The sequence below is a fragment of the Paraburkholderia sediminicola genome (genome assembly GCF_902859805.1).
GTDB lineage: Bacteria > Pseudomonadota > Gammaproteobacteria > Burkholderiales > Burkholderiaceae > Paraburkholderia > Paraburkholderia sediminicola.
Genome location: NZ_CADIKC010000001.1, coordinates 1,857,959 through 1,883,986 on the forward strand (window position 1 = coordinate 1,857,959; position 26,028 = coordinate 1,883,986).

Below are 26,028 nucleotides of genomic sequence, written 5' to 3' on the forward strand. Positions count from 1 at the left end.
CGGCGCGTGAGCCTGCTACGACGAAGCAGCATTGGCCGACGCCGGTGCTGGCGCGGACCCGGCAGCGGGTTCGGAGGCGGCAGGTTCGGCGGCGCCACTTGCTGCGCCGCTGTCCGGCGCGCCGGCGGCGGTAGTGCCGGAGGTGCCCGCCGCGGGTTTCGGCTTGGCCGGCTGGATCTTGGCGCCGTCGTTCAGGCGGTCCGTGCCGTCCGTGACCACCTGGTTGCCCTGGGATAGGCCAGACAGGATGACCGTGTTCTTGCCGTCGCTCGGGCCGAGCTTGACCTTGTGTACGGAGACGGTGTTGTTCGCATTCACCAGATAGACGAAGTCGCCAGGTGCGCCGGTTTGCACGGCGGGCGTCGGCACCAGCACGGCATTCTGCATCGTATCGACCAGCAACTTGACGTTGACGAACTCGTTGGGGAACAGCGCTTCGTCCTCGTTGGCGAAAGTGGCGCGTAAGGTGACAGTGCCGGTCGACGTGGCCATCTGGTTGCTGACGGCGTAGAGCGCGCCCGTGGCAACCTCGCGCGCGTTGTCGCTGGAATAGGCGGTGACCGGCAACCTGGCGCCGCTATTCAGGCGCTGCACGACGGAGGCCAGCGCGTCTTGCGGCACCGTGAACTGCACGGTGGTCGGCTTGATGGTGGTGATGACGACAATCCCCGTCGACGATGACGCGGTCACATAGTTGCCCGGGTCGACGAGGCGCAGGCCGACCTTACCGGCGACCGGCGCGGTGATACGGCAATAGGTCAGGTCGAGGTCGAACTGGGCGATGTTGGCGAGATCGGCCTTGACTGCGGCCTCGTCCTGCTGCACGAGGAATTGCTGATCCTCGAAGGTCTGCTGGGCGATCGACTTGCGCTCGTTCAACTGCGTGAAACGGGCAAGATCGGCACGCGCCTGGGCCAGCGACGCGCGGTCTTTGGCGAGTGTCGCCTGAGCCTGCTGCTTGCTGATCTGATACTGGCGCGGATCGATCTGGGCAAGGAACTGGCCTTTCTGGACTTCCTGGCCTTCGTGATAACCGACTTCCGTGAGGTAGCCGCTTAACTGCGGCAGCACGGTCACGGTCGCGGTCGGCGTGACAGTGCCGAGTTCGCTCAACGTGACCGGCATCGAACCGAGTGTGGCGCTCGCCACGGTGACGACGATCGGTGCGACGTCGCGCGTGGGTTTCTTCTGGGTCAACAGATGGACAACGACAAGCGCGACTAGCGCCAGCACGACAACCGCAAACAGAATGAGCCCGCGTCGGGAGCGCTTGGGTTGCCTGGACACGGCTTCACTCATAGATATCTCCGAAAACAGATGCTGCCGTTGATAGTCGGACGGGGAGTCATTCTCTGCCGGGATGTTGGGAACATGCCATGGTTCTCGTGCGTTGTCACAACCCAACGACTGTTTGGACTACTGTTAGCTAATTGCAAGCAAGGCGGACTGCGCAAAAGGCATACGGTCGTGACCGGCGCAGGGCGATGTTATGGCCTGGTGACTGGATCCGTGACGATGAACGCGCTTCGTAACTGGCGGTAACGTTTTATCAAGTTGGCCTCGCGAAATAGCGCGTGCGGCGAAACGCCGACGGCCGCGAGGGCCTTGCTGACAGACCGTTTAGTGCTCATGTTCGCCTTGGTGGAAGCGGGTGGATAACCAGTGAGACCAAGCATGGCATCAATGTACCCGGGGCGCGCAAGGCTTGAGTTACCGCGGTGATACATGTTGGGGTCTGAAAGAGTCCGGCGCGTGTCTTTCGGCCCGCAGCTGGTGCTAACGGACGGTTGATCGTGGCGGTTTTCTTTGGGCGATGATCGCGGTGAGTGGGAATACGTGCTGAAAGCCTGGTGAAATTATTCGAGTCGCGATGAGGGAACCGTTTCGCGCATTGAAGAAGGAAGCGCGCCGCCGGCCGGTGCGACGGCAAGACGAAGTTCCCGGTAGGCGGTCACTAGCGCGTCGAGGCTGAATGTCCGGTTCAGTCCGCTAGGATTGGGCAACACCCATGCGCGGGCGCCGCCGAACGTTGCCGGTTGTAAGCCCCAGTGGATGTCGCGCGTGCCCGACATGGCGGAGAGCGCCATCTTCCCGAGGAAGGCAACACATTGCGGCGCATAGCGTTCAATCTTCTGCTCGAATTCCGTCGCCGCCGCTTTGAATTCCCCGGGAGATAGTTCGTCCGCTCGCGCGGTTGGACGCGAGACCACGGTTGTCAGGCCACAACCATGCTGCAGGAATGTGTGATCGTCGTCAGGAGAAATCTGTTCTGGAGTGAAGCCCGCCAGATGAACGACGCGCCAGAACCGATTGCCTCTGCCGGCAAAATGGCGGCCGGTCGATGCTGCAAGGACGCCTGGATTGATTCCGCAAAACACCACCGACAAACCGGGTTCAAGAATGTCAGGAAGACTTTGAAGTGGATCGGAGTGAGTCACGGACGGCGTCATCCTTCATTGCGTGGAAGCTTCCACGAGAGCAGCAGTTTGGGCCACACCGTGACGGCGGACAAGCTACAAGAGGGTCGATTTGAGGCCAAACGCGGGCCCCTGGGTTAGACGTCGGGTGCACGGACTTGAGCTGGGATGGGTAGCGCTATACTTTGCCGACGTCCGCCAGCACGTGCCATTCTGAATTTTTCTCCATCACCTGTCCGTTAGCATGCCGCCCGAGCGTCATTGTCATGGCGGCCCGATATGTTCACCCGCCTTAACCCCATGACGGAGGCTCATATGCAATACCTATTGATGATCTACTCGGAAGAAAACGGCTGGAACAAGATGACCGACAGCGAGCGGCAGCAAGGCGTCGCCGCGTATCACGCGTACACCGAGTCGCTGAAGAAAGCGGAGGTGCTGGTGGGCGCCAACCGGCTGCAGAACACGAACTCGGCCACCACGGTGCGGCTCGTCGACGGCAAGCCGCAGGTGCTCGACGGACCGTATTCCGATTCGAAAGAGCAGCTCGCCGGCTACTACCTGATCGACGTGCCCAACCTGGACGCGGCGATCGCGTGGGCGTCGCGTTGTCCCGGCGCGGCGCACGGCCTCATGGAAGTGCGGCCGGTCTGGACTGCCCCCTACGACGCACCATCTGCTGTATGAGTCCGCGCGGCGGCGGCCGTGAAGCTGACGGCGCCGCGCGTTCGATTGCCGAGGCCGTCGCCCGCCGTAGTTACGGCAAGCTCGTCGCGCTGCTGGCGATGCGCACGCGTGACGTCGCCGCCGCCGAGGACGCGCTCGCCGACGCGTTTGCGGCCGCGCTCGCGGACTGGCCCGAGCGCGGCTGCCCCGCGAATCCCGAAGCGTGGCTGATGACGGTTGCGCGCCGCCGGGCAATCGATGGCGCACGCCATCGGCATGTCGGCGACGAAGTGGTGAACCAGCTCACAATTCTCGCCGACGAAATCGACGAACATGAAGCAGGCGTGTTGCCCGACCGGCGGCTTGCGCTGCTGTTCGCGTGCACGCACCCTGCGCTCGAGGCCGCGATTCGCACGCCGCTAATGCTGCAGGTGGTGCTGGGGCTCGAAGCGAAGACGATTGCGTCTGCGTTCCTGATGTCGCCCGCCGCGATGAGCAAGCGCCTCGCGCGAGCGAAGAACAAGATTCGCGAAGCGGGCATTCCGTTCAGCGTGCCCGAGCGCGAGGAGTTGCCCGGCCGGCTTGCTGCCGTGCTGGAAGCGGTCTATGCGGCGTACGCGGAAGGGTGGACCGATCCGGTTGGCGGCGACACCGAGCGGCGCGATCTCGTCGGCGAGGCGCTGTTTCTTGCACAACTGCTCATTGAGCTGCTGCCCGAGGAGCCAGAGGCGCTGGGTCTGCTCGCGCTCATGCTGTATGCGCAGGCGCGGCGCGATGCGCGACGCGATGCAGCCGGCGACTACGTGCCGCTGTCGGCGCAGGATCCGGCGACATGGAACACGCCGATGATCGACGCAGCCAACGCACTGCTGCGACGCGCGAGTACCTTCAACGCAATCGGACGCTTTCAGCTCGAAGCCGCGCTGCAGTCGGCGCACATTTACCGCTGTCAGACGCATCGGCCGAACTGGGGCGAGATCGTGCAACTCTACGATGCGCTGCTCGCGATTGCGGGGTCGCCCGTAGTTGCGGTGAACCGTGCGCTCGCGCTGGCGGAACGGGACGGCCCGCAGGCGGCGCTCGACGCGCTCGCACCGTATGCGGACGATCCACGATTGGCTGACTATCAGCCGTACTGGGCCGCGCGCGCCGATCTGCTCGCGCGCGTTGGCGCGACGGCCGAAGCGCTCGGCGCGTACGATCTCGCGATCGGACTCGAGCGCGATCCGGCCGTGCGCCGGTTCCTGCAGCGCAGGCGTACCGAGCTGTCATCGACGAGAAGTGAGTGAACCATTCGGCAATGCGTCGTGCATCGGTAACAATCAAATGGTTAGTACACCGCCCAAAATCTACCAAGCCTGACTGACAGCGATCTGCAAGGCATCAGCTTGGGACGCAGTCGTCATGTTCAGTTGAAAAATCGCTTAACTCGCACCGCGCACCGCCGTTAACTCAGACGATATCCCTGACCGATTCGACGCATCACGTTGCACGCTTCGCGACGCACGTGCTGAAATCGTCAGGGTTCGGACTCCAAGTTTGCCAGGGTTGGCAACACCGGGTTATGGACGCCTGTACTGCACGGCGTGCGATCGAAGAAACTTCCCTCATGGTTTTCAAAGGACTCTGTACCGCGTTCGTCGCGGTAGTGCTGAGCGCAGCGGCTGCGTCCGTTTGCGAAGCACAATACTCAACTGGGTGGATAGCCAACACACATGGCACGGCCACGACTCGAGTGGGCAATGTGGCCCGCTCGATGTGGGTGGCGCCGGAAGGGGTGATCTATACCGCGTCGATGTGGGACGAAGGTGAAGGTGGCATCGCGATCTATCAGAACGGACAGAACATCGGTTCGATCGGGGCGCACGCCGAATTTCAGGGAGGCGCGATCACCGGCAACTCGACCTCGCTGTTCGCTGCGCTGCAGTTCAACGCTACGTATGGAAGCGGCAAGGTTGGCCGATACGACCGGACAAGCCGCGCGCGCGACCTGCTTATCACGGTCAGCGCGACGACCACCGAACGTCTCGCGGATGTCGTCACCGGACTCGCCACGTCCGGATCGCTGCTCTACGCGAGCGATTTTCCAGGCAACCGCGTGCGCGTGTTCACGACCTCCGGTGTCTGGCTGCGCGATATCAGCGTGGCCGGGCCGGGCGCACTCGCGGTGGACGCGGGCGGCAATATCTGGGTCGCGCAACACACCATGGGCGCTGTGATCCAGTTCAGCCCGACCGGCGAGCAGCGCAACGCCATCCAGTTGCCGGCCAAAGCGCAACCCTCTTCGCTGTATTTTGACTCGTCCACCGGGCAGTTATGGATCGGTGACGAGGGCCCGGATATGAACATCAAGATCTATGACGTGTCCGGCGCACCTTATGGTGTGGGCGCGTTCGGTGTTCAAGGCGGCTTCCTCAATACGGTCACCGGCATTAAGGGGCAGGTGGGCGACAGGCGCTTTACGCGCGTCACCGGCATCGGCAGGGATTCCGCGCGCAACCTTTATGTCCTGAACAACCCTTGGGGCGGCTCATGGGACTTGGGCCGCAACGGCGGCACCGACATCCACGCGTACGACGGAGCCGGGGTCCTGCGCTGGCAGCTCCAGTCGGTGAACTTTGAGGGCAACGCGGCACCGGACCCCGCCACCGACGGCGCGATCTTCTACGGCGGAATGAACATCTATTCGGGCACCGTGGGCGGCACCTTCATTGCCAACACAATCGATCCGATTACCTATCCGTCCGATCCGCGGATCAATCTCGCCGATCACGAACGCGGCGAACAGTTCGCTCAGGTCGCCAGCGTGGGCGGCCACCGGATACTCGTCGCTGCGAGCCAGAATCCCGATACCTTCTACTTTTTCCACTTCAGCCCGGGGAGCGGATACATTGCGATTCCGGATAGCACGTTGCCGGGAACGTCCTTCGGAACGATGGCGAAAGTTCGCAATGGTTTTTGCCTCGACAGCAAGGGCGGTATCTGGGCGGGTCTCGACAAAACCAACGTCATTTCTCACTATCCGCTAACCGGTTTCGATGCGAGCGGCAAACCGGTCTGGGGCGCCGCGGTGACGATGCCGATCCCTCGCACAATCACGCAACTGACGCGGATCATCTATCTGGCTGACAGCGACACGATGATTCTCACGCAAGGGCCAAGCGGCAGTACGGACTGGACCGCGGTCGGATCGCGCGCCGAGGTCTATCACGGCTGGCTGGCCGGCAACAGGAGCACGCCGAACCCCGTGATCAATATCACTGGCGCGAATGCGAAATCCATTGCGGCCACCGGCAATTATCTGTTTGTGGGCTACGTGCATACCGTGCCGAATATCGATGCCTTCAACCTCACGACGGGACAGCTCGACATCACGTTCACCAATAGCAACCCAAACAAAGTCGACGTCGGCAACGATGTGGACTCGATGTACGGACTTCGGGCCTATCGGCGTTCGACCGGCGAATATGAGGTGACGAAAGACAACTACAACGACTCGAGCATTGTGGTGTATCGCTGGACACCGCCTGCATCGACCGCGACCGGCGTGAGTGCGGCGAAGACGACGGTGGTGTCGCCGTTCAGTGTGAATTGACGATGCGCCTGAGCCGCCGCAATTGGGGCGGTGGCTCAGGGTATCCGTTCACGACTGCGCAGAGTTCGGGCAAGCGCGACTCACCCAACGCTGCCCGCAAACCTCTCAGCCAACCGCTCCCGCTCGAACGCCTCAACAACAAAATCGACAAACACCCGCGTTTTTGCCGGCAGCAGCGCTCGCGTCGCGTAATAGATCGAGATCGCCCCGGCGTCCGCGTACCAGCGTGGTAGCAATCGCACGAGTTTCCCCTGTTCAATCGACGACAGCACGTCCGACACGGCCAGCAGCGTCACGCCCAATCCGAGAATCGCTGCTTCGCGCATTGCTCCCGGGTCGTTGACCATGATTGTCTCGGCAAGCTGTGCGGGCATCTCATCGCCCACCGCGTTACGCATGGTCCGATGACGCACGCGGCCCGTGCGGCTCGAGCGCATCACGATGCCGTCGAGGCGCGCAAGATCGCCCGGATCGGTGGGTGTTAAGCGGCCTGCCATGTAAGCCGGAGACGCGACCGCTACGAGATGCGCAGGCGCCAATGCGCGCGACACGACGCCCGGCGCGAGATCGAAGCCACCACCCAGCGCAGCATCGTATCCCTCTTCAATCAGGTCGACCGGCCGGTTCTCGAAGTGCCAATCCGGACGAATCTTTGGATAGCGCGCGAGGAACGCCGGCAGCAGCGGCATGACGTGCGTGATGCCGAACGTCGGCGCCATGCTGACCTTCAGCACGCCGGCCGGCTCGCTGCGATCGTTCGAGACGGACGCGATTGCCGTCTGCAGCGCATCCAGATTGCCGCCGATTTCCACGAGAAAGTGCTCGCCTGCTTCGGTCAGCGTGAGCTTGCGTGTCGAGCGTTGGAAGAGCCGCACGCCGAGATTGCGTTCGAGCAGCGCAACGTTCCGGCTGACCGCGGCGGGCGTCAGCGCAAGACGCCGCGCGGCCGCGGAGAAGCTCCCCGTTTCGGCGCTGCGGACAAACGACTCGAGGTTGGCGAGGGTTTCCATACGGCGATCTTAAAGCATTACTTGAAAATAATTCAAGCGATTACCAGCTAATCGTCGAGCAATAAAGGCGGCAAGATTCAGTCACCTAGCCCCGGGAGCGAATCTCAGAAGTCCTTCTCCTTGCCGGCTTACCACTTGATTTATCACTTTTCACCAGGAGCATCGTTATGAGCACCATCGGTATCATCGGAGCAGGCGCCATCGGATCCGCGTTCGCGAGAGCGCTGGCGGGTAAAGGCCTCAAGGCCGTCATTGCGAACAGCCGGGGCCCGGCCTCACTCGCCGAGCTCGCGCGCGAGCTTGGCCCCTCGATCACGCCGGGAACGCGCGAACAGGCGGCCGCGCAGGACATCGTTCTTGTCGCGGTCAACTGGACGAACCTGCCGACCGCCCTGGCCGGGCTGCCGGACTTCGGCGGACGCATCGTGATCGACGCGAACAATCCGATCGAGCCGCCACTGTTCAAACCGGCCGAATTGCATGGCCGGACGTCGAGCGGAATCTTCGCGGAACTCGTGCCGGGCGCACGCGTTGTGAAGGCGTTCAACCATCTTCCGGCACATCTCCTCTCGAAGGATCCGCAGGCTGAAGGCGGACGCCGCGTGTTGTTCCTCGCGGGAGACGATGCGCAGGCGAAGGCGGCAGTGAGCGGGTTGATCGAGCAGCTCGGTTTCTTCGGCATCGACCTGGGTTCGCTCGAAGCCGGGGGGCAGCTCGTTCAAATCCCGGGGGGCCCGCTGCCGGTGCACAATTTCGCCAAGTTTGGATAACCAGACAAAGGCGCGGAATGCCGCGCCTTTCATCTGACTTTAGGCGAATTCCTTTCGCTAGAATCGTGCTGCCGGCGCGGCACAAAAAGATGGCGCCGGCTTTTTCGAAGGCCTCCCAAAGGGTTGAGGCGAATATCTTGTTGCAGTCGTCAAGGTGTATCGTGGCAACGATGCTGTCAGTTGTAAGCATTGCTGAGCGCACAGATGTCGCCGTGTCCCGTGCATGTCATGCGTACCGGCGCAGATGAGCCAAAGGAACAGGGCGCGCGCCCTCTTGAGCCATGACGGGCGAAGCTCGAACACCAGCCACAACAGATGGACGCCACACACGGATTCGACCCAGGTAGCAGCGTCCAGATTCTTTGGGAGGATGGCGAGCGCGTCTTCTGTCGGTGGCAACCACGAGACAGTAGCGATAGCGTGCTTGTCGCGCGCATCGCCGCCGAACATCCCTCGCCCGCCAGTCTCGCGCGCCTCGCCCATGAGTTCGCGCTGAGGGATCAACTCGGCAGCGCGTGGGCGGTGCGTCCCAAGGAACTGCTGCGGGCAGACGGCCGTACGATGCTAATGCTCGAAGATCCTGGCGGCGAGCCGCTCGAGCGGTTGGTCGGTGCGCCGATGGAGGCGGGCAGTGTTCTACGCCTTGCCGGGGGAATCGCGGTAGCGTTGGGCAAGCTCCATCAGCACGGCCTCGTCCACAAGGACCTCAAGCCGGCTCATATCCTGGTGAACTGCGCGGACGGTCAGGTGCGGCTGACCGGCTTCGGCATTGCCTCGCGGCTCCCACGCGAGCGGCAACCGCCCGAGCCGCCCGAAACCATCGCCGGGACGCTCGCCTACATGGCACCCGAGCAGACCGGACGGATGAATCGCTCGATCGATTCGCGCAGCGACCTCTACGCGTTCGGCGTCGCGCTCTACCAGATGCTCACCGGCACGCTGCCGTTCAGCGCTGCCGACCCGATGGAATGGGTGCACTGCCACGTTGCCCGCACGCCGATGTCACCCAGCGCGCGGGTCACGATGGTTCCGTCCGGCGTCTCCGCCGTGGTCATGAAGCTGCTCGCGAAGACACCCGAGGAGCGCTACCAGACCGCGGCCGGCGTCGAGTGGGATTTGCGGCATTGCCTTGCCGAATGGGAGCAGCGGCATTGCGTCGACGCCTTCTGGCTGGGCGCGCACGACACGCCCGACCGGCTGCTCATCCCCGAGAAGCTCTATGGACGGGAGCGCGAAGTTGGAGCGCTGGTGGCCGCTTTCCAGCGCGTCGTCAGCAGCGGCGCGCCGGAGCTGGTGCTGGTTTCCGGCTATTCCGGCATCGGTAAATCCGCGGTCGTCAATGAACTACACAAGGTGCTGGTCCCGTCGAGGGGGCTCTTTGCCTCTGGCAAGTTCGACCAGTACAAGCGCGACATACCTTATTCGACGCTGGTGCAAGCTTTCAGGGGGCTCGTGCGGCCCCTGCTAGGCAAACGCGAAGTAGAACTGGCGATCTGGCGCGACGACTTGACGGAGGCACTCGGGTCTAACGCACGGCTCATGACGGATCTCATCCCCGAACTTAAGCTCATCATCGGAGATCCGCCGCCTGTTCCGGAACTCGAGCCGCATCATGCGCAACGTCGTTTTCAGCTTGTTTTCCGGCGCTTCATAGGCGTCTTTGCCCGGCCCGAGCATCCGCTGGCTCTGTTTCTCGACGATCTGCAATGGCTCGACGCCGCGACGCTCGATCTGTTGGAGGACCTGCTTACGCGGTCGGACCTGCGCCATTTGATGTTGATCGGCGCCTATCGCAGCAACGAGGTCGACGCCACACATCCGCTGATGCGTACGCTTCAGGCCGTCAGAAACGCGGGCGCGAAGTTCGATGAAGTCGCCCTGGCGCCGCTGGCCAGCGAGCACGTCGAGCAATTGATCGCTGAGGCGCTGCACGACGCACCGGAACACGCCGTACCGCTCGCGCAGCTCGTCCACGAGAGGACCGCCGGCAACCCGTTTTTCGTCATTCAGTTTCTACACGCGCTCGTCGACGAAGGCTTACTCGGCTTCGATCACGACGCGGCCCGCTGGCTCTGGGATCTGCCGAACATTCATGGCAAGGGCTATACGGACAACGTAGCGGATCTAATGGTTGCGAAGCTGGCCCGCTTGCCCGCCGAAACGCAGCAGGCGTTGCAGCAGTTTGCCTGCCTTGGCAACACTGCCACGATTGCGATGCTGTCGAACGTTCTTGAAAATTCGCGGCAGGAGATCCGGGCGTTGTTGCGACCGGCAGTGGAACAGGAGCTGATCGAGCAACTTGAGGAATCTTTCCGGTTTGCGCATGACCGGGTGCAGGAGGGCGCCTACTCGATGATCCCGGAGGCCGCGCTCGAGGAGGCCCATCTGCGCATAGGGCGGCTGCTTGCGGCGCAGACGCTGCCCGAGAATCGGAAAGAAGCCATCTTCGAGATTGTCAATCAACTCAACCGTGGCGTAGCCCTTGTTGCGCTAAAGGACGAGCGGGAGCAACTGGCTGAGTTCAATCTGACTGCCGGACAGCGCGCGAAGGCCTCGTCAGCCTATGAATCGGCGCGCGCCTATCTGACCACAGGCGCTGAACTCCTCACGGACGACTGCTGGGCGCGCAGGCATGAACTGATCTTCGCGCTGGAGTTGAACCGGGCCGAATGCGAATTTTTGACCGGGTGGTTACCGGTCGCGGAAAAACGGTTGAACGTGCTCTCACGCCGTGCCGCGACTGTGCCTGAGCGCGCCAATGTGGCGTGTTTGCGCATCGACCTGTACATGACGCTCGATCAGGCCAGCCGCGCCGTCGCGGTCGCACTCGACTATCTGAAACATCTGGGGATCGACTGGTCGCCGCATACCAGAGAAGAGAAAGCGCGCAAGGAATACGAGCGAGTCTGGTCCCAGCTTGGAAACCTTCCGATCGAAAGACTCATCGATCTGCCGCTGATGACCGACCCGGAATCGCTGGCGACAATGGACGTCCTGGTCAAAGTCATGCCCGCGGCGTTGTTTACCGACGCTCATCTGTGGTCGCTGGTCGTCTCCACGGCAGTTAATCTGAGCCTCGAACGCGGCAATCGCGACGGATCTTCCTCCGCCTATGTCCGGCTCGGCATGATTGCCGGTGCGCGTTTTGGCCACTACAAGGTCGGATTTCAATTCGGGCAGCTTGGTTACGACCTCGTCGAACGGCGCGGGTTGATGCGCTTTCGCGCAAGAACCTACATGCACTTTGGCAATGTCATTTTGCCTATGGCCAGACATCTGCGAGGTGGCCGGGAACTGATGCGCCGCGGGGTCGAGGCGGCAAAGAATACGGGCGATCTGGTTTGTGAGGCCTACTGCTACACCCATATGACAACCAATCTGCTCTTCGCGGGAGATTCGCTCGCGGACGTGCAGCGCGAAGCCGAAGCCAGTCTGACGTTCGCGCAAAAATCACATTTCGGATTCGCCATCGATGTCAGCTCCAGTCAGCTCGGCCTGATACGAACGCTGCGAGGCCTGACGCCCGCCTTCGGCTGTTTTGACGACGGACAGTTTGACGAAATGCAGATCGAGCGTCACTTCGCGGAAAATCCAGACCTCGTGATTGCCCATTGCTGGTATTGGACCCGCAAGTTGCAGGCGCGCTTCTTTGCAGGCGATTACGCAGCGGCTGCAGAGGCCTCATTGAGGGCACAACGTCTCTTGTGGACATCGGCCTCTTATCTGGAAGAAGCCGAATATCATTTTTACAGCGCTCTATCCATGGCCGCCTGCCGCGGTCCTATATCCGACCGCAAGCGGCGCGAGTCCCTCGAAGCCATAACGGCTCACAACAGACAGTTGCAATTGCGGGCGGAGACTTGCCCCGAAAACTTCGAGAACCGCGCGGTGTTGGTCAGTGCCGAGTTAGCCCGCCTGGAGGATCGCGACGTCGACGCGATGCGTTTCTATGAAGAGGCTATCCGGTCGTCACGCGCAAACGGTTTTGTGCACAACGAAGCGCTTGCAGGCGAACTCGCGTCCCGCTTCTACGCGGCGCGCGGGTTCGAGAAGATCGCGCGCATGTATCTGCAGGACGCCCGGCAAGCTTATCAACGCTGGGGCGCAGACGGCAAGGTACGGCAACTCGACGAGATGCACCGCTATCTCAGGGAGGCCGAGCCGGCACCGCGACCAACCAGCACAATCGGAACGCCGGTCGAACACCTCGACCTCGCGACCGTGATCAAGGTGTCGCAAGCGGTCTCAGGAGAGATTGTTCTCGACAAGCTGATCGACACGGTTATGCGCACCGCGATCGAACAGGCTGGCGCCGAGCGAGGCCTCCTGATTCTCCCCGAGGGCGATGAGCAACGGATCGCGGCGGAGGTCACGACCGACGGCGACACGCCGCGCGTACAACTACGCGATGTCCCGGTGAGCTCGGCGATGCTGCCCGAGTCCGTGCTCTACCATGTGCTGCGCACGCAGGAGAGCGTGATTCTCGACGATGCCGCGGGCGAGCCCACGTTCGCCACGGATCCGTACATCCGCCAGCACCAGACCCGTTCGATGCTCTGCCTGCCCCTGATGAATCGGGCCAAGCTCATCGGCGCGCTGTACCTCGAGAACAATCTGATCACCCGCGTGTTCGCGCCGGCACGGATTGCCGGACTTAGGCTTCTCGCCTCCCAGGCCGCGACATCGCTCGAAAATACCCGCCTTTACCGTGATCTTGCAGAGCGCGAATCCAGAATCCGGCGGCTGGTCGACGCCAACATCATCGGCATCATCGTATGGCGAGTGGATGGCGACATTCTCGAGGCCAATGACGCATTTTTGCGCATGGTGGGATATGAGCGCGAGGATCTCGTCTCGGGTCGCGTGCGCTGGACGGATCTGACGCCGCCGGAATGGCGGGAAAGCACCGAACATGCTTTGGTAGAGCTCAGCAGGGTTGGGCGCTTGCAGCCGGAGGAAAAGGAGTACCTCAGGAAAGACGGCAGCCGCGTGCCCGTCATGATCGGCCGGGTCGCTTTCGAGGCAGGCGGAAAGGAGGGCGTCGCCTTCGTGATCGATCTGACCGACCGCAAGGAGGCAGAACACCGCCTGAGGGAGTCATACGATATGTTGCGGGAACTCACATCGCGCCGCGAGACGGCACGCGAGGAGGAGCGCAAACATATCGCACGGGAAATGCACGACGAGCTAGGGCAGTATCTCACCGCGCTTCGCATGCGTGCGTCGGCATTGCGCATGCAATTCGGCAACGATCGCCCGGGGTTGTTCGACGGGACCCGGGCGCTGATTGCCCTGGTGGACGAGACCATGCAGGTTGTGCGCGGCGTCATCACGTCGCTGCGTCCGCCGGCACTGGACGCCGGCATCGTGGCAGCGCTCGAGTGGCTCGTTGCCGAGTTCGACCGCAATGGTCGTACGGTGTGCCGCCTCTGCGTGCAGGACGAGACCATCGTGATGAGCGAGGACCGCGCTATCGTGCTGTTTCGCCTCGTCCAGGAGGCATTGACGAACGTCGCTCGTCATGCGGCGGCCAACGAAGTGATCATCACGCTCGAACGAACATCCGACGCCTGTGTGCTCGAGATCCGTGACGACGGCCAGGGGTTCGACGCGCAGGCAATCAGAAAGACATCGTTCGGCCTTGCGGGAATGGAGGAGCGGGTCTTGATGCTGGGCGGCCGGATCGAGGTGGTCAGTGCGCCGGGAGCCGGCACCGCGATCAAGGTCAGTCTTCCGGATCATCCGGCGGAGCCGGCCTAGTTTGGGGCGAGTTTGGCGAATCGCCGGACGCTAGCTCAGGTTCCGCCGTGCCTATTCATGGTTAGGCGATCTGTCCGAGACCGAGACCTTCCATCAACTGGGCCTGGACCGACACAGCTTGAGCGTTGATGACGTCAGCGCCGAATGACTGCCCAACTACCAGACGCGCAGGACGCGTGCCGTTTGCCTGCTCAACGACCGTCGCAATTGCTTCGGCTACGTCGTGCGGGTTCGGCGCGTTCTCGCTCGCGAACAGGTCCATCAAGGTTCCAACCATCTTGTCCGGAATCGCGCTGATTTCACCGTAACCAGGGCCGCGTGAGGCGTCGGCAGGCCGCTGGGCGCTGGCGAAAATATTCGTCGGATAGTTGCTCGGTTGGACGAGCACCACGTCGATGCCCAACTTCGACAACTCATAGCGGTAGCTGTCACTCAATGCCTCGATCGCGAACTTCGACGCCCCATAGAGACCGAAAAAAGGAAAGGTCACCCGGCCGAGGATCGAGCCGATATTCACCACCAGGCCTTCACCCTGTTTCCTGAAGATCGGCAACACGGCTCTCAGCGTTCGTTGGACACCGAATACGTTCACGTCGAAGAGCGCGCGCATCTGTTCAGTCGTAAACGCTTCGGAAATGCCCGCTGAGCCGATACCCGCGTTGTTGATGAGGACGTCGAGGCGTCCGGACTGATCGAGCACGGAAGCCACGCCGCGCTCGACGGACGCATCGTCCGTCACGTCGAGCTCGATAACATGGATGCCCCGGGCTTGCAGGGCATTGGCATGCGGCCGGTTACGGTCGGCGGTGTTGCGCATGGACGCGAACACCTGGTGCCCGGCGCGTGCGAGCGTCTCGGCAGTGTCGCGGCCGAAGCCACTGCTGGCCCCGGTTATCAGGATATTTTTAGACATAGTGAGTTTGTTTTCGCCAGATGGGTTTAAAGAACCGCAGTCGAATCCGGATCAGCATGTCCGATGCGGTTGAGATGAAACGTGCGACGCAATTGGAAGCCCAGACGTTCATACAACTGAATCGCGGAAAGGTTGTCGCTGAACACGTGCAGAAACGGCGTCTCCCCCCGTTGTTCAATGTCTTTACGCAAGAGTTTCATGAGCCGCCCGGCAAGGCCCTTTCCGCGATGGTCTTCATCCACGCAAACGGCGCTAATCTCAACGTATCCGTCGAGGCGCATCCGTTCACCGGCCATCGCAATGAGACGCCCCCGGTCGCGAATCCCGATGTAATGGCCCATCTCGCCAGTCCGCTTGCCGAAAGGTCCGGGCTTGGTCTTCTGGACCAGATCGAGCATATCGCTCGCATCCGCGTGGCCCAGCCGCATTACGTCCTGGTCGTCCGTACTGCCTGTTTCGCGGTGCGGGGCGACCATTTGATGGATCACGCCCAGGTACGTCGCTTGTAGTCCGTCGACCGGACCAATCCGCTCCGCGGATAGCAAAGCGACCTGCTCGTGAGGCCGCAAAAGCTGATGGAGCGCCTGGTATGCAGCGGGCGTTTCGGAGGCTAGCGCGGCAAACGGCGCCACGTCGGGATGGTATCGACGGGCAAGGCCGTCGCCTTGCCCAAGGTGCGCCTGCTTCGTTGTGAGGGCCGTCCAGATCGGACGGTCGAGGTCAGCCTGGTTCGAACTGCTCATGCTCTCTCCTTTTTGCCAGACAGCGCATATCTTCGCCGCATTGCTACGCAGTCTAGGCCTTCGGGGGGAACTGGGCTATAGTCGCAAATGACATTAATCGAGGTATTTACGACATGAGATTGGTCATCTTCGCGCTTGACGGTCTGTTCGACACCGGGCTTACAGTGCTGCTGGATACCTTCGCGACGGCGAACGAACTGGCCATTGCTCAGGGGTTTGCCGCGCCGCCCTTCGACGTAAGGGTGGTTGGCGTGCGCAGACGCATTCGTACCGCGCATGGATTGTCGATGCTGGTAGAACCGGCAAGCACCGTTCGTCGCCCGGATTGGGTGGTGGTGCCGGCGCCGAATGTCAGACAGCCGGAGCGCCTTATCGAGGCGTTCGAGCGCCGGGACGTGCGCGACGCGATGGCGTACCTTCGTACCTGGCACGCTGACGGCGTCGGCGTCGCGGCCGCTTGTATCGGTACTTTTCTGCTGGCCGAAGCCGGCCTTCTGGATAATCGCGAGGCAACCACCACCTGGTCCCTGGCGCCGTTCTTTCGTCAACGGTATCCGGCTGTCGATCTGGACGATTCACGCATGGTCGTCGCCTCGGATCGCGTAGTCACAGCGGGTTCGGCAATGGGCCACCTCGACCTTGCGCTATGGTTGCTGCGTCAGGCAAGTCCCGAACTTGCGACGCTCGTTGCCCGCTTCATGCTCATTGACAAGCGTTCATCGCAGGCCGAGTACATCATCCCCGATCATCTCGCCCACGCCGATCCCCTGGTCGCGCGATTCGAGCGCTGGGCTCGCGAGAATCTTTCCTTGGGGTTTTCGCTTCAGGCGGCGGCAGGTGCGTTGTCCGTTGGACCACGCACCTTGCAGCGCCGTACCGAGGCAGTGCTTGGCAAGTCGCCTTTAGCGTTCTTCCAGGACTTGCGAATCGAACGCGCGCAGAACCTCGTCTCGATCGGCTACGACCTCGACACCATCGCAAGCGAGGTTGGCTACGCCGACACGGCGACATTGCGGACCTTACTGCGCCGGAGGCTCGGCCGTGGGGTGCGCGAACTTCGCGCCGAAATGCGGTAGCGTGCTGACGACGAATTTAAGTTTCTTCGCGGAATGCCTCTGAGCTTGCTGCGGTCAATCCGTCTGTACGTGGCCAGCAGGCGAGCGCCGCTGGTAGACCTGCGAGATCGCGAGCAACGCAATAATCAAGAAAATCGGCAAGCAGCTAAACAACACGATTCGCTGTGGCGAAAACCCCAGCGTGAGCAGAATGCCGCCGATTGCCGGCCCGACTACTGCGCCGACGCGGCCCGCTGCGGCAGCGCAACCAACCCCGGTGGGGCGTAGCGCCGGCGGATACGCCATGACAGCGAGTGTGGCTTGCCCGACGCAGGCACTGGTTGTGCCAGCACCCGCCCCGGCAATGAGCAACAGCACGGTACTTTGGTCCACGCTCAGGACTCCGAGGCACACAATGCATCCTATCGCGAGGCATGCAGTGAGGATAAGCGAGCGCTGCACACCGTATCGCCCAACAAATAGCAACAAGACCATATTCCCTGCAATACCGCCGATTGCGCCAGCCGTGGAGCCCAGCGCTGCGCTCGCTGGCGAAAATCCGTACGACACGAGCAAGGTCGGTATCCAGAACATGAATTGATAGGTCACCAGAAAGGCGAGGAACGCGATGGACCAGATGAGGACCGTTCCCAGCGCTAGCCGGTGCCGAAACAAAGCGGCGATGCCCGATGACTGCGGCGCATTGGGCGTGTCCTTGCATATTGCCGAGATGTCCGCCTTCTGATTGTCTGTCCCGCCGAGTGCGATCCAGACGAAGGGCAGCAACATAAGCGGCAGGGCGCCACCTGCAATGAAAACCGACTGCCAGCCATGATGCGCAATCAACAGCGATGCCAGCACGCCGCCCAACGCGGCACCGGCTGATAAGCCCGTTGTGGCCGCAATGGTTGCGGCGGCGCGGGATTGCTCGCCGGCATGGTCGGCGGTACAGGAGATCGCAGCGGGCACAACCCAGCCGAGGCACACCGCAGTGACCAATCGCATGACCGATATGCTGATGATGGAGCCGGCAAGCGCGGTGCCGAGCGACAGCAGCGCGAACGCCACCGTGGCGAGCACCATGAGACGGCGCCGCCCCATGCGCGCCACGAGCGCTCCACTCGATACATAGCCGATGACCGCACCGATACTGGTGGCGAGAAAGGCAGGCGTCAGCGCCGCGTGTGATATGTGCCATTCGCGAGCGAGTGTCGGCGCAACGTAGGCAATCGACGCGGTGTCGAAGCCATCCACCGCCATCACGCAGAAGCAGACAAGGCCGATGATCCACAACTTCGCGTCGACCGCCGATGGCGGCGAGGCGATTTGCGCAGGTGACGCAGGTTTCATGATGTCGCTCTTTTTGTATGGTGTGGAAGGTAATGCACGCTGCGGCTACGCGGCTTCTTAGTCGAACGACATCAGGAATGGCGCCGTGTCGGAAAACGCATGCCACTCGCCGAGACCCGGTTTGCCGGTGCGAACGAAATTCGTGACGCTGGCGCTAAAGCGTGACGCGAGCGGCTGCAACTCATCGCGGCTGAAACCTTCGAGCATCGGCGCATCGAACCAGTCGGCGAGATTACCGAAGAAGAACGGCAGTTCGAGACAGTGCGGCGCATACAGATTAGGCTGCCGGGTCTGCAAATCGAAGCGATAGGCGAATGCCTGCCCATGCCCCGCGTAGCTGCTCGCTATCTCCATCGCGGGCAACCCGAATATCTCTTCCGATAAAGCGTCGACCCACTGGGTATAAGGCGTCGCGCCCGTCCTGTGCAAAGCCGCTTGGCGGTATCGCAGCGTGGCGTCGGCGCCATGTGTATTCCGATACCAGGCGAGGACGGAGTCGGGTGCGTGATTGATTGACTCCGCCTGTTGCCAGAGGAACGAAGTGAATTCTTCGCGCGTGAAACCAACCATGATTTCATTGCAGTGCGCGTGCCCGGCAGCTGTATCCAGATCGTCCATCCAATCGTGCAGCAGCACACCGTCCGCGTAGGGGCGAAAGATCGGCGCCACTGAGCCCGGCACGGTGCGCTCACGGGTCGCCGTCGTGACGGCTTCGAGGATGCGGGCAGAGGGTTCCCGTGCCAGCGCGGCGACATCGGACACACCGAGAATCTGCATGACGTGGCGTGTTGCGTCGCCGATGTCGTCCGACGCCGCACCCAGACGCCCTGGGCAACTCAGCATGATCGCGCGCTTGAACAGGCCCTTCGCCTCGGTGCACAAGGTGAGCAAACGGGTCAGCAAGGCCCCGGCAGACTGGCCCGACAGCGTAACGTTGGCCGCGTCGCCGCCAAATGCACTGATGTTCGAGGCGACCCAGCGCAACGCGGCCAGCACGTCGCGCACAGTATTGTTCGAGGGCGCGTCTGGTGCGTACAGGTTGCCCCAGATGCCGAGCCGGTAGTTGACGGTCACGACGACGATGTTGCCGTCGCGCGCCAACGTACTACCGTCGTACCAGCGCGTGCCGCCGCCTGAACTGAAGCCGCCGCCGTGCACGAACACCAGCACCGGGAGTCCTTGCGCATTGGGCGGAACGAAAACGTTGACGGTGAAGGCCTGATCGGATTGCGGATATGCATCGATGGCCGGGCCCATGACGGCCGCGAGTCGGCTTTGCGGTTGCGTGAACACGGCCGGCAAGCTGCCGCAGTCGAGCGTGCCGTCCCACGCGGGCGCCGTGCCGACCTCGGCGAACGGACCGAGTTCACCGGTGGCCGCGCCGTAAGGCACGCCAAGCCAGATTTCGACGCCGTCGCTTACCTGGCCGCGGACCTTGCCCGAGCGGGTTTCAACAACGGGTGCGGCCTGACTGGAGAGATGTTCCATGGTTATTGATCTGTTTGATTGTCAGAGAAAGTGGGAAAGAAGCAGAAGCGATCGGTCGCCTAAAATACTGTCTGGATACCTAATGAGGTAATGACCTGGTTACCGGAGCTCGATGCACCCGGTGTGCCGTTGATCTGTGCTCTGGCACCGGGACCCGTAGCGCGTTGCGCGATGACTTCCACATAAACCGTGGTGCGCCGGGAGAAGTTGTAATTGAGAGTGCCCGCGAGGCTCTGCGCATGTTTGTTCTGCAGTACCTCGTTGCCGTCCATGTAGGTGTAAGTCAGGCTCGCGCCGACCGCGGGGGTGAAGTCGAAGCCGACCGTTGCGTCGTAGGCGGCGATCTGCCCACCTGTTGCCGTATTTTTGGTCCAGGTTGCGAGCGCTGCCAGCTTCCACGGCGCGGGGCGGATATTGGCGCCGATGCCGATATTGCGGATACCGTCGTTGCCATTGTTCAGTTGCGTGTATTTGGCCATCGTGTAGGCGGCGCCCACCCCGAATAACGCATTGGAGTAATTCGCGCCAAAACTGCTCGACGAGTCCGCACCGAACCGGCCTGCCAGACCGCCGAAACCGTACATCGCGCCAAACGTCAGGCCGTTGAAGTTGGCCGAGGTGAACTTCACGCTGTTATTGAGCGCTTCACCATTGATGCGGTCGAAGTCCATGTCGCCACCGCCGCCGTACGGCACGCCGAAGCCGGCAAACGGTCCCTGATGGGCGCCGACGATACCCGCGTAATAAGCGCCGCTGTAGCCGTCAACGGACAGGTCGAACATGAAGTCGCGGTGTGAACCCGCCGTGAGCGTGCCCCACTGGTCCGACAAACCGACGTAGGACTCGCGAGAAAACAGCGAACCGCTACCGCCGACGTTGGTGCCGTTCGCAATGTTGAACATTGTCGAGAGCAAAAAAACCGACTTCAGGTCGCCGCCGAGGTCCTCGGTGCCGCGCAGAAAGAACACGTTCGGCCGCAACACGCCGGCGGGGCTCATATAGGTCGATGCACTGCCTCCGACATTGGTCGCGTAGTTCAGACCGGCGCCAACCAGACCGCCAAGTTGCACGCTGCTTTGCGCGCCGGCGTGGGTTGCGCCCAAGGCGAATGCGACGGCCATTGCCGTGGAGCATTTGCCGAATGTCCGTTGTTTTTCCACTGATTCCCCGCTCGAAAAAGGTTGATTCGGCCACCGCACGCTTGCCGATATAATCGGTTCGATGTTCTGCTCCCGGCGGAACTGGGCGCGGCTTGAACTCAAGTCTGCTGGCACTTGGCACGCCAAAAAAACGAATTAACCGGCAAGGGACATGAAGAAACGTCATGCCCGGGAAAACACCGAATGGAAGACACCAGAAAACGTGTGGGGCGTCTGAAAATGCGGCACCTTTCGGTGATCTACGAGATCGGGCGCACCGGGAGTCTGCAAAAAGCGAGTGAGCAACTGGCGCTTAGCCAGTCCGCGATTTCAAAGGCGCTGACCGAGGCGGAAACGCTGATGGGCACGCAATTGTTCGAACGCACACCGTTTGGCTCGCGCGCCACTTTGCAGGGTGAAGTGTTGATGCGCTACAGCGCCAAGGTGATGGCCGACCTGGATCGTGCGGAAGACGAGTGCGACGCCTTGGCCAGAGGCGAGTCGGGCAAGCTGACGATCGGCGTGTTTACGCCGGTGGGCTGGTGGGAAGCGCTGTCCCGCTGTGTCGACGTGTTCGGGAAAGTGGCGCCGCGCGTGGGGCTGACGCTGCGGCAGGCGTCGATGGAGCAATTGCTGTCTGAACTCGACGCGGGTGACGTGGACCTGGTGATCGGTCGATGGAACGACCTCAACCGCCCCGGTCTCCGAACCGAACCGTTGGTCCACGATGGCGGTCCCGCATTCGTTGGACGTGTGCATCATCCGCTCGCCGGCAAGACCGTCACGCTCGAGGAAATGGCTGCATTCCCGTGGTTTCTGCCGGAAGGACCGAGCGTGCTACTGAACAATTTGCGTGGCGCGCTGGACGCCGCACGAGTACCGTTGCCGCATCGCGTGATTTACTCGCATGTCTACACGATCAATCTCGCGATCTGCGCGCAAACGGATGCGATTGCGGTATTACCGGGATTTGCGGTCGACGAAGTCGGCGCCATGTATGGATTGCGTAAGATCGGTTACGCCCCCCCGTTTGGAACGCTCCCGCTCTCAGCCATCTGGCGGGAGGATCGCCCGGGGCGGGAGGTAGCCGAAAAGTTCGTCACCCAGCTCAAGGTGATTTGCGAGGAAGGCGCAAGCTAGGTGCTGACGGCAGCGAAACCTGAAAGCAGCACCAGCGCGACCTACGCTTTAAACTCCACCGAAACAAAAATCTTCTTACACGGCTCAACCACTTCCCACGTCCCCTTAAACCCCGCCGGAATCAAAAACCGGTCCCCGGCCCGCACAGTCTTGCTGGTCCCATCCGCATCCCGAATCACGGACACGCCCTCGAGAATCTCGCAATACTCACTCTCGGTGAAATTCACCGTCCATTGTCCGCAAGCTCCTTCCCAAACGCCCGCCGCGAGCTGCCCGCATGGGCTGGCAAAATGTGTGTGAACAAGCTGCGAAGGATTGCCGGCAAGCACCGCTTCCGCCTTCGGCATGTACTCAACGCTTTCTTTGGCAGGCTGCGCAAAATCTACAATATTCAGAATGCTCATAGTGGCTCGATGCAAACAGAGTTAAAAATCAAAGCTTCAAAAAGGGCGTAGCGCACACACCCACTGCATGCGCCACGCTCAAAAGGTGACACCTACCGTCAGCAGACTACACGAGCTAAACCGAACTCAACTCCCCGACTTCAACTGCGCCCACAGACGGTTTTCAAGCCGCATGATCGGCGCAGGCTGCGGCCGCATCAACGTCATCTTGTTCAGCACAGCTTCAGGCGGATACACATTCGCATCCTGCTCGATCGCCGGCGTCACGAACTGTCTCGCAGCGCGATTCGCAGTCGGGTAGAACACTTCGTTCGTAATTGCCGCGCTCACCTTTGGATCTTCGATGTAGTTCATCCACTTCATCGCCGCTTCCGGATGCGGGGCGTCTTTCGGAATCACCATCACGTCCATCCAGAGCAGGCCGGCATCCTTGATGTTCGAGAAGCGCACGTCATACGAACGCTTCGCTTCCGACGCACGTCGCCGCGCAATTCCCACATCGCCCGAATAGCCCAACGCCACGCAGATATCGTTGTTCGCCAGATCGTTGATGTAGCCGGACGAATTGAACTGCGTGATATACGGCCGCACTTTCTTCAGCACTTCGTATGCGGCTTGGTAGTCACCGGGATTCGTGCTGTTCGGGTCCTTATGCATGTACTGCAGCACGGCCGGGAACACATCCGCCGCCGCGTCGAGGAAAGACACACCACAGCTCTTCAGCTTCGAAAGATTCTGCGGGTCGAACAACAGCGACCAGCTATCAACCGGCGCATCGGCGCCGAGCGCCTTTTTCACGGCCTGAACGTTATAGCCGACGCCGTCCGTGCCCCACGCCCAGGGCACGCCGTACTGATTGCCAGGGTCCGCATCGGCAATCAGTTTCATCAAACCCGGATCGAGATTCGCGAGGTTCGGCATCTTCGATTTGTCGATCTTCTGATACACGCCGGCTTCGATCTGGCGCGCCATATAACTCGATGTGGGCACAACGATGTCATACCCGGAGCTGCCTGCCAGCAGTTTCGCCTGTAGCGTGTCGTCGCTATCGTAGCTGTCGTATTTCACCGTGATGCCGGATTGCTTTTCGAAGCCGGCAATCGTGTCTTTGGCGATGTAGTCCGACCAGTTGTAGACGTTGATCGTTGTATCCGCTGCGTGCGCAGCGTTCATCGGAGTTAAAGCGGTCAACGAGCACAGCATCGTGCCGGTGAGCGAGAGAAGCTTGGCATGACGGATCTTCATTCGACTATCTCCTTGGTTTCGATCTTCAGTTTTCGCCGTAGCGCAGGCGCCGATGCACGAGCGTGACGACCCACACGTCCCTGCGTTCTGCACGAATGCGGACGCATAAAGGACGCATAAAGGACGCGACGCCGCCTGCCGCAGCGCAAGCGCACAGCAGAGCTAAATGGGACGCAGAGAGGCGAGCGATATAAGCCGGCCAACGCCAGCAAGACAGCTTGCAAAGCGCGGACAGCCAAACGCATTGCTCACGTTCAGCCGCTAGTTAAAGCGGCGTGATCGCATGCAACACTTGCTCGCGAAAAGAGAAGGGGGACTAAGGCAGAAGCGACGCGATTTCGTCGGTACGCACCCCGATAGCGGCGGGTGCTGCAATGACGTTGTGTCGACGGACGGAGCGACGCGACAACACGGTATCGATGGACAGGGGGCGGGATGGCGAAGCGCAGTTGCTCCCCTGATGAGCGATCGAACAGCCGGACAGGAAAGTTCTTTCCCGACCAGGCTGATATCTCACCAATGGACCACGGACTTTCACGATGGAACCCGAAGCGATGTTGAGTAGAAGTCCTCGCTGATGCGGATCGACCGCGCGGCGAGAACCACCAAACTGCCGCCCTAGGATATATGAGCCATTATTTTCGTCAAAGGATTTTCTGACACTGCGCTGTCATGGTCATGCGCAATGGAACGCGTTCATGCGAGCGCATGCTTCAACAAGCATGCGCTCGCATCGAACTATGCAGCGATAGACAGCATTGGCGTTTTATTGACCTGCGGGCGCAGCGGGCATCGGTGTGCCGGTTTGCGATGAGCCGTTTGCCGAAGAGCCATAACCCGTGGCGTCATGCTGTGCGGCTACGCGTGCTTCGGCTGCCTGAATGTCAGCGGGGTAGGTTGAGTCGGTCGCAGTGGCGGGGTTGTACCCAGCCTGTTCAATCTGGATCAGTTGCGCCTTGACCTCCGCGCGGGTCAGCGGCTGCTCGGACTGTGCGAACGAAGCGACCGGGGCTGCGAGAACAACGACCACTGCGACTGCTTTGATCAGCGATTTCATGATGCGTCCCTCCGAGGATGTTTTATTCGGCGCCGCAACATGTGTTCGGCAGCCTATGGAGGGATTCTAGGAAGTGGGTGATCTAGGGCAAACCCCTAAACCCGTAATTCAGTCTTGCAGCAAATGATAAGTCGGCGTTATGTAATGCTCTTCCTAACATATGAGGAATTGTTTCAGACTCCAGAACGTACACCTACGCGGTACGCCGTCACCTGCCGATAGGTGCTGCCGGGCCGCACAATGACCTGCTCCTGCTCAGCCATATTGACTTCGTTCGGAAAGCCGCCCGCTTCGAGGCACAGTCCCGAGTATGCCTGGTAGGCGATGCCGCCGCGTCCCGTGGCGCCCTTCAGGAAATTGCCGGTGTAGAACTGTAAGCCGCGCTGGTCGGTCGAGACGGTGAGTTCGCGTCCGCTGGCGGGGTCATAGGCGCATGCAACCGGGCGTACTTGCGATTCGCGTCCGGCAACCGTGGCATCCGCCGCGTCATGCAGCACATAGCAGTGATCGAAGCCACCGGCCCTCGCAAGCTGAGCATGCGGCCAATCGAGCCGGGCGCCGATCGGGGCGCTCTGCCTGAAGTCGAACGCATTGCCTGCCACTTCGGCAAGCTCGCAAGGAATCATCGACGCATTGACTTCGAAGAACCGGTCGGCATCGATCGACAACACATGTCCACGAATGTCAGCTTCCCGCCGGCCCGTCAGGTTGAAGTAGGGATGGCTCGTCAGGTTGAGCGGCGTTGGGGCGTCTGTGATCGCTTCGTATGCGATCGTCAACGTGCCGTCGTCGTCGAGCGTATAACGCACTTGCACCGTGACGTTGCCCGGAAAGCCGGCGTCGCCCTCGGGCGATTCCAGACGCATAACCAGCGCACCGTTGTCTTCGCTTACGTCCCACAGCGCGCGATGAAAACCCTGCGTGCCGCCATGCAGCAGATTCGCGCCTTCGTTGCGGTCGAGCGTGTACTCGATGCCGTCGAGTGTGAAACGCGCATCGGCAATACGGTTCGCCCAACGGCCGATCAATCCGCCCATGTAGGTTGTGGCCGCAACGTATTCGGCGGGCGTGTCGTGTCCGAGCAGAATGTCGCCGAGACGACCCGCGCGGTCCGGCGCATGCCACGAGACCAGCGTCGCGCCCAGGTCGCTGATGGCGACTTTCATGCCGTGCGCATTGCGCAGCGTGAAGAGCCGTACAGGATCGCCGCCGGGCAGCGTGCCCCACGGCTCAGAAGAAAGTGGCGCGATGCTGATCATGTCGTCGGTGGAAAGAG

19 protein-coding genes are annotated in these 26,028 nt (G+C 61.5%); 7 read left to right on the plus strand and 12 right to left on the minus strand.

Going from position 1 to position 26,028, the window contains the following annotated elements; translation table 11 throughout:
* Positions 1-15: 15 nt before the first annotated feature.
* Together R8871_RS08260 and mug are read right to left on the minus strand one after the other, a co-directional pair.
* Positions 16-1,299, minus strand: a complete 1,284-nt coding sequence (locus R8871_RS08260) for an efflux RND transporter periplasmic adaptor subunit (protein WP_175049860.1) — start codon at positions 1,297-1,299, stop codon at positions 16-18.
* A gap of 557 nt (positions 1,300-1,856) precedes the next feature.
* Positions 1,857-2,450: a G/U mismatch-specific DNA glycosylase gene (gene mug / locus R8871_RS08265; protein ID WP_175049861.1), complete on the minus strand. Its 594-nt coding sequence runs from the start codon at positions 2,448-2,450 to the stop codon at positions 1,857-1,859.
* 282 nt (positions 2,451-2,732) lie between these two features.
* On the opposite strand from mug, the gene R8871_RS08270 reads away from it, so the two are divergent.
* From R8871_RS08270 to R8871_RS08280, 3 genes are all read left to right on the plus strand, one after another.
* Positions 2,733-3,104, plus strand: coding sequence for a YciI family protein (locus R8871_RS08270; RefSeq protein ID WP_054040106.1), 372 nt, complete (start codon positions 2,733-2,735; stop codon positions 3,102-3,104).
* Entirely contained in the window at positions 3,101-4,372 is a 1,272-nt protein-coding gene (locus tag R8871_RS08275) for an RNA polymerase sigma factor (protein ID WP_175049862.1), read from the plus strand. Before R8871_RS08270 ends, R8871_RS08275 begins: the two co-directional genes overlap by 4 nt.
* 320 nt (positions 4,373-4,692) lie before the next feature.
* Entirely contained in the window at positions 4,693-6,678 is a 1,986-nt protein-coding gene (locus R8871_RS08280; protein WP_175049863.1) for an SMP-30/gluconolactonase/LRE family protein, read from the plus strand.
* 80 nt (positions 6,679-6,758) lie between these two features.
* On the opposite strand, the gene R8871_RS08285 is transcribed toward R8871_RS08280, so the two are convergent.
* Positions 6,759-7,688 carry a LysR family transcriptional regulator gene (locus R8871_RS08285; RefSeq protein WP_175049864.1) on the minus strand — a complete coding sequence of 310 codons (930 nt, stop codon included), beginning with the start codon at positions 7,686-7,688 and terminating at the stop codon, positions 6,759-6,761.
* Positions 7,689-7,855: 167 nt separating this feature from the next.
* On the opposite strand from R8871_RS08285, the gene R8871_RS08290 reads away from it, so the two are divergent.
* Complete coding sequence (locus tag R8871_RS08290; protein WP_175049865.1) at positions 7,856-8,458, plus strand: NADPH-dependent F420 reductase; 603 nt, start codon at positions 7,856-7,858, stop codon at positions 8,456-8,458.
* A 315-nt stretch (positions 8,459-8,773) separates the two neighbouring features.
* On the plus strand, positions 8,774-14,218 hold the full coding sequence (locus tag R8871_RS08295; RefSeq protein WP_175049866.1) for an AAA family ATPase: 5,445 nt from the start codon (positions 8,774-8,776) through the stop codon (positions 14,216-14,218).
* A gap of 61 nt (positions 14,219-14,279) precedes the next feature.
* Here the strand turns inward: R8871_RS08295 and R8871_RS08300 are convergent, their stop codons facing one another.
* Positions 14,280-15,131, minus strand: coding sequence for an SDR family oxidoreductase (locus tag R8871_RS08300; protein ID WP_175049867.1), 852 nt, complete (start codon positions 15,129-15,131; stop codon positions 14,280-14,282).
* Between the two features lie 26 nt (positions 15,132-15,157).
* A complete protein-coding gene (locus R8871_RS08305) occupies positions 15,158-15,874 on the minus strand; it encodes a GNAT family N-acetyltransferase (protein WP_175049868.1) in 717 nt (238 codons plus the stop codon).
* Between the two features lie 113 nt (positions 15,875-15,987).
* Here R8871_RS08305 and R8871_RS08310 point away from each other — a divergent pair, with 113 nt between their 5' ends.
* The gene (locus R8871_RS08310) at positions 15,988-16,950 is read left to right on the plus strand and encodes a GlxA family transcriptional regulator (protein WP_175049869.1); all 963 of its coding nucleotides are present in this window, start codon (positions 15,988-15,990) and stop codon (positions 16,948-16,950) included.
* Positions 16,951-17,004: 54 nt separating this feature from the next.
* Here the strand turns inward: R8871_RS08310 and R8871_RS08315 are convergent, their stop codons facing one another.
* From R8871_RS08315 to R8871_RS08325, 3 genes are read right to left on the minus strand one after another with little or no spacing between them, the layout of a single operon-like run.
* The gene (locus R8871_RS08315) at positions 17,005-18,279 is read right to left on the minus strand and encodes an MFS transporter (protein WP_175049870.1); all 1,275 of its coding nucleotides are present in this window, start codon (positions 18,277-18,279) and stop codon (positions 17,005-17,007) included.
* A 57-nt stretch (positions 18,280-18,336) separates the two neighbouring features.
* Complete coding sequence (locus tag R8871_RS08320; RefSeq protein WP_175049871.1) at positions 18,337-19,767, minus strand: carboxylesterase family protein; 1,431 nt, start codon at positions 19,765-19,767, stop codon at positions 18,337-18,339.
* A gap of 59 nt (positions 19,768-19,826) precedes the next feature.
* The gene (locus R8871_RS08325) at positions 19,827-20,927 is read right to left on the minus strand and encodes a porin (protein WP_175049872.1); all 1,101 of its coding nucleotides are present in this window, start codon (positions 20,925-20,927) and stop codon (positions 19,827-19,829) included.
* 183 nt (positions 20,928-21,110) lie between these two features.
* Between R8871_RS08325 and R8871_RS08330 the strand changes: the two genes are divergently transcribed.
* Positions 21,111-22,046: a LysR family transcriptional regulator gene (locus tag R8871_RS08330; RefSeq protein WP_175049873.1), complete on the plus strand. Its 936-nt coding sequence runs from the start codon at positions 21,111-21,113 to the stop codon at positions 22,044-22,046.
* Positions 22,047-22,087: 41 nt separating this feature from the next.
* Here the strand turns inward: R8871_RS08330 and R8871_RS08335 are convergent, their stop codons facing one another.
* The 4 genes from R8871_RS08335 to R8871_RS08350 form a co-directional block, all read right to left on the minus strand.
* Positions 22,088-22,450 (minus strand): cupin domain-containing protein, encoded by a 363-nt coding sequence (locus tag R8871_RS08335; RefSeq protein WP_054040125.1) that lies wholly within the window; start codon positions 22,448-22,450, stop codon positions 22,088-22,090.
* Positions 22,451-22,576: 126 nt separating this feature from the next.
* Entirely contained in the window at positions 22,577-23,653 is a 1,077-nt protein-coding gene (locus R8871_RS08340) for a polyamine ABC transporter substrate-binding protein (RefSeq protein WP_246287494.1), read from the minus strand.
* Between the two features lie 808 nt (positions 23,654-24,461).
* Positions 24,462-24,752 (minus strand): DUF4148 domain-containing protein, encoded by a 291-nt coding sequence (locus R8871_RS08345; protein ID WP_175049875.1) that lies wholly within the window; start codon positions 24,750-24,752, stop codon positions 24,462-24,464.
* 173 nt (positions 24,753-24,925) lie between these two features.
* On the minus strand, positions 24,926-26,011 hold the full coding sequence (locus R8871_RS08350) for an aldose epimerase family protein (RefSeq protein ID WP_175049876.1): 1,086 nt from the start codon (positions 26,009-26,011) through the stop codon (positions 24,926-24,928).
* Between the last annotated feature and the right edge of the window lie 17 nt (positions 26,012-26,028).